The organism is Chitinivorax tropicus (genome assembly GCF_014202905.1).
Taxonomy (GTDB): domain Bacteria; phylum Pseudomonadota; class Gammaproteobacteria; order Burkholderiales; family SCOH01; genus Chitinivorax; species Chitinivorax tropicus.
Genome location: NZ_JACHHY010000049.1, coordinates 1 through 5,059 on the forward strand (window position 1 = coordinate 1; position 5,059 = coordinate 5,059).

Annotated in this window: 2 tRNA genes and 2 rRNA genes; all 4 read right to left on the reverse strand. The window is 52.3% G+C overall.

The window, feature by feature from the left end:
• Positions 1–2,845: ribosomal RNA gene (locus tag HNQ59_RS18965) — 23S ribosomal RNA — on the reverse strand; the annotation flags it as partial.
• 268 nt (positions 2,846–3,113) lie between these two features.
• Positions 3,114–3,189 (reverse strand) — tRNA-Ala (locus HNQ59_RS18970).
• Positions 3,190–3,230: 41 nt separating this feature from the next.
• A tRNA-Ile gene (locus tag HNQ59_RS18975) sits at positions 3,231–3,307 on the reverse strand.
• A gap of 74 nt (positions 3,308–3,381) precedes the next feature.
• Positions 3,382–4,917: ribosomal RNA gene (locus HNQ59_RS18980) — 16S ribosomal RNA — on the reverse strand.
• Positions 4,918–5,059 lie beyond the last annotated feature (142 nt).

Here is a 5,059-nt window from a genome sequence, read left to right on the forward strand (position 1 = left end):
CATTACTGCGCTTCCACACCCAGCCTATCAACGTGGTGGTCTTCCACGACCCTTCAGGGAGATCGAGTCTCCAGGGAAGTCTCATCTTAAGGCGAGTTTCCCGCTTAGATGCTTTCAGCGGTTATCTCTTCCGAACTTAGCTACCCGGCGATACGACTGGCGTCATAACCGGTACACCAGAGGTTCGTCCACTCCGGTCCTCTCGTACTAGGAGCAGCCCCCTTCAAACTTCCAACGCCCACTGCAGATAGGGACCAAACTGTCTCACGACGTTTTAAACCCAGCTCACGTACCACTTTAAATGGCGAACAGCCATACCCTTGGGACCGGCTACAGCCCCAGGATGTGATGAGCCGACATCGAGGTGCCAAACTCCCCCGTCGATATGAACTCTTGGGAGGAATCAGCCTGTTATCCCCGGAGTACCTTTTATCCGTTGAGCGATGGCCCTTCCATACAGAACCACCGGATCACTATGTCCTGCTTTCGCACCTGCTCGACTTGTCGGTCTCGCAGTTAAGCATCCTTTTGCCATTGCACTATCAGTACGATTTCCGACCGTACCTAGGATACCTTCGAGCTCCTCCGTTACACTTTGGGAGGAGACCGCCCCAGTCAAACTGCCTACCATGCACGGTCCCCGACCCGGATCACGGGCCTAGGTTAGAACCTCAAACACACCAGGCTGGTATTTCAACGTCGGCTCCATGCGAACTGGCGTCCGCACTTCAAAGCCTCCCAGCTATCCTACACAAGTCTGTTCAAAGTCCAATGCAAAGCTACAGTAAAGGTTCACGGGGTCTTTCCGTCTAGCAGCGGGTAGATTGCATCTTCACAAACACTTCAACTTCGCTGAGTCTCAGGAGGAGACAGTGTGGCCATCGTTACGCCATTCGTGCGGGTCGGAACTTACCCGACAAGGAATTTCGCTACCTTAGGACCGTTATAGTTACGGCCGCCGTTTACCGGGGCTTCGATCAAGAGCTTGCACCCCATCACTTAACCTTCCGGCACCGGGCAGGCGTCACACCCTATACGTCCACTTTCGTGTTTGCAGAGTGCTGTGTTTTTAATAAACAGTCGCAGCCACCTTTTCACTGCAACCTCTTCGAGCTCCGGACGCGAGGTCCTTCACCCTACAGAGGCACACCTTCTCCCGAAGTTACGGTGTCAATTTGCCGAGTTCCTTCTCCTGAGTTCTCTCAAGCGCCTTAGGATTCTCACCCTGCCCACCTGTGTCGGTTTGCAGTACGGTCGATTTAGAACTGAAGCTTAGAGGCTTTTCCTGGAAGCATGGGATCAATCACTTCAGTACACGTGGTACCTCGTCATCACGCCTCAGCTAAGTCCTGCGGATTTGCCTACAGAACACGCCTACACGCTTAAACCAACTATTCCAACAGTTGGCTGACCTACCCTTCTCCGTCCCCCCATCGCATTCTAAACCGGTACAGGAATATTAACCTGTTTCCCATCGACTACGCATTTCTGCCTCGCCTTAGGGGCCGACTCACCCTACGCCGATGAACGTTGCGTAGGAAACCTTGGGCTTTCGGCGACAAGGAATTTCACCTTGTTTATCGCTACTCATGTCAACATTCGCACTTCTGATACCTCCAGCAGCCTTTACAAGCCACCTTCGCAGGCTTACAGAACGCTCTCCTACCACCATGCCATACGGCATGATCCGCAGCTTCGGTTACGTGCTTAGCCCCGTTACATCTTCCGCGCAGGACGACTCGACCAGTGAGCTATTACGCTTTCTTTGAATGATGGCTGCTTCTAAGCCAACATCCTGGCTGTCTATGCCTTCCCACTTCGTTTACCACTTAGCACGTCATTTGGGACCTTAGCTGGCGGTCTGGGTTGTTTCCCTCTTGACACCGGACGTTAGCACCCGATGTCTGTCTCCCACGCTCGCACTTCTCGGTATTCGGAGTTTGCAATGGTTTGGTAAGTCGCGATGACCCCCTAGCCATAACAGTGCTCTACCCCCGAGAGTGATACGTGAGGCACTACCTAAATAGTTTTCGGAGAGAACCAGCTATTTCCAAGTTTGTTTAGCCTTTCACCCCTATCCACAGCTCATCCCCTAGTTTTGCAACACTAGTGGGTTCGGACCTCCAGTGGGTGTTACCCCACCTTCATCCTGGCCATGGATAGATCACTTGGTTTCGGGTCTACGCCCAGCAACTCAACGCCCTATTCGGACTCGGTTTCCCTACGCCTCCCCTATGCGGTTAAGCTCGCTACTGAACGTAAGTCGTTGACCCATTATACAAAAGGTACGCAGTCACCCCTTGCGAGGCTCCCACTGTTTGTATGCACACGGTTTCAGGTTCTATTTCACTCCCCTTCCGGGGTTCTTTTCGCCTTTCCCTCACGGTACTGGTTCACTATCGGTCGATCACGAGTATTTAGCCTTGGAGGATGGTCCCCCCATCTTCAGACAGGATTTCACGTGTCCCGCCCTACTTCTCGTATGCTCAGTACCACAGTCAAGATTTCGCGTACGGGGCTATCACCCACTATGGCCAGACTTTCCAGACTGTTCCACTATCTCGACTGCTATCACATACAGGCTCTTCCCAGTTCGCTCGCCACTACTTTGGGAATCTCGGTTGATTTCTTTTCCTTGAGCTACTTAGATGTTTCAGTTCGCTCAGTTCGCTCTACCCTCCCTATGTGTTCAGGAGGGAGTGACCCTTGCGGGCCGGGTTTCCCCATTCGGACATCTGCGGATCAATGTTCCATTGCCAACTCCCCGCAGCTTTTCGCAGGCTTGCACGTCCTTCTTCGCCTGTGATCGCCAAGGCATCCACCATGTGCACTTAGTCGCTTGACCCTATAATCTCAATCCAATCTTTCGATCGATTCGATCACGGGAATTCAATCGGTGTTTGCGATCCATCTACGACTTGCAGATGGATCGTTTGCGATACAATCAAAAACCCATTGTTGCTCTGTCTTTGATCCAACGTCTTGCAACGTTCGATCAAGAGAACTTCAATGTCACTTCTTCCGTTTTGTTAAAGATCAGATACAGCATTGGTGCTTGACCAAATTCAACCACTCTGGCAATCAAAATAGTTTGATTTGGTCATGCGATAGGATGGTGGAGGTTGACGGGATCGAACCGACGACCCCCTGCTTGCAAAGCAGGTGCTCTCCCAGCTGAGCTAAACCCCCAGTTGTTCGACCTTAGCCTGAAGCTCTCGTCCAAAGCTTCTTGGTGGGCCTGGCTGGATTTGAACCAGCGACCCCACGCTTATCAAGCGTGTGCTCTGACCAACTGAGCTACAAGCCCAACTCAGGTCTTTTTGCTGTCTCTAACTCATACAGTCGATAAGTGTGAGCACTTATGAATCGGTTTTTCTCTAGAAAGGAGGTGATCCAGCCGCAGGTTCCCCTACGGCTACCTTGTTACGACTTCACCCCAGTCATGAAACATACCGTGGTAAGCGCCTTCCCGAAGGTTCAGCTACCTACTTCTGGTATCCCCCACTCCCATGGTGTGACGGGCGGTGTGTACAAGGCCCGGGAACGTATTCACCGCGGCATGCTGATCCGCGATTACTAGCGATTCCGACTTCATGCAGTCGAGTTGCAGACTGCAATCCGGACTACGATCGGCTTTCTGGGATTAGCTCCCCCTCGCGGGTTGGCAACCCTCTGTACCGACCATTGTATTACGTGTGAAGCCCTGGCCATAAGGGCCATGAGGACTTGACGTCATCCCCACCTTCCTCCGGTTTGTCACCGGCAGTCCCAATAGAGTGCTCAACTGAATGTAGCAACTATCGGCAAGGGTTGCGCTCGTTGCGGGACTTAACCCAACATCTCACGACACGAGCTGACGACAGCCATGCAGCACCTGTGTCCACTTTCTCTTTCGAGCACCTAATGCATCTCTGCTTCGTTAGTGGCATGTCAAGGCCAGGTAAGGTTTTTCGCGTTGCATCGAATTAATCCACATAATCCACCGCTTGTGCGGGCCCCCGTCAATTCCTTTGAGTTTTAATCTTGCGACCGTACTCCCCAGGCGGTCTACTTCACGCGTTAGCTGCGTCACCAAGGAGGTCTCCCTCCCCAACAACTAGTAGACATCGTTTAGGGCGTGGACTACCAGGGTATCTAATCCTGTTTGCTCCCCACGCTTTCGTGCATGAGCGTCAGTGTCGACCCAGGGGTCTGCCTTCGCCATCGGTGTTCCTCCACATCTCTACGCATTTCACTGCTACACGTGGAATTCCAACCCCCTCTGCCGCACTCTAGCCGACCAGTCCTCAATGCAGTTCCCAGGTTGAGCCCGGGGATTTCACATCAAGCTTAGTCAGCCGCCTGCGCACGCTTTACGCCCAGTAATTCCGATTAACGCTTGCACCCTACGTATTACCGCGGCTGCTGGCACGTAGTTAGCCGGTGCTTATTCTTCAGGTACTGTCATCCCTACCGGATATTAGCCGATAGGTTTTCCTTCCTGACAAAAGTCCTTTACAACCCGAAGGCCTTCTTCAGACACGCGGCATGGCTGGATCAGGCTTGCGCCCATTGTCCAAAATTCCCCACTGCTGCCTCCCGTAGGAGTCTGGGCCGTGTCTCAGTCCCAGTGTGGCAGATCATCCTCTCAGACCTGCTACGGATCGTCGCCTTGGTGAGCCTTTACCTCACCAACTAGCTAATCCGACATCGGCCGCTCCAGAAGCACAAGGCCTTTCGGTCCCCTGCTTTCCTGCTCACAGTATATGCGGTATTAGCACACCTTTCGGTGCGTTATCCCCCACTCCTGGGCACGTTCCGATGCATTACTCACCCGTTCGCCACTAAGTTGAAAGCAAGCTTCCAACTCCGTTCGACTTGCATGTGTAAAGCATGCCGCCAGCGTTCAATCTGAGCCAGGATCAAACTCTTTCGTTCAATCCTAATCTCACGCAAGATTTCAGAAATTAACTGATTTCTAAACGTGAGTACTTTATTTCTTTGATTAACCAGACATCAGTCCGGCAACCCATCCACAAGCACCCACGCTTATCGACTGTATTTTTTGTTAAAGATCATT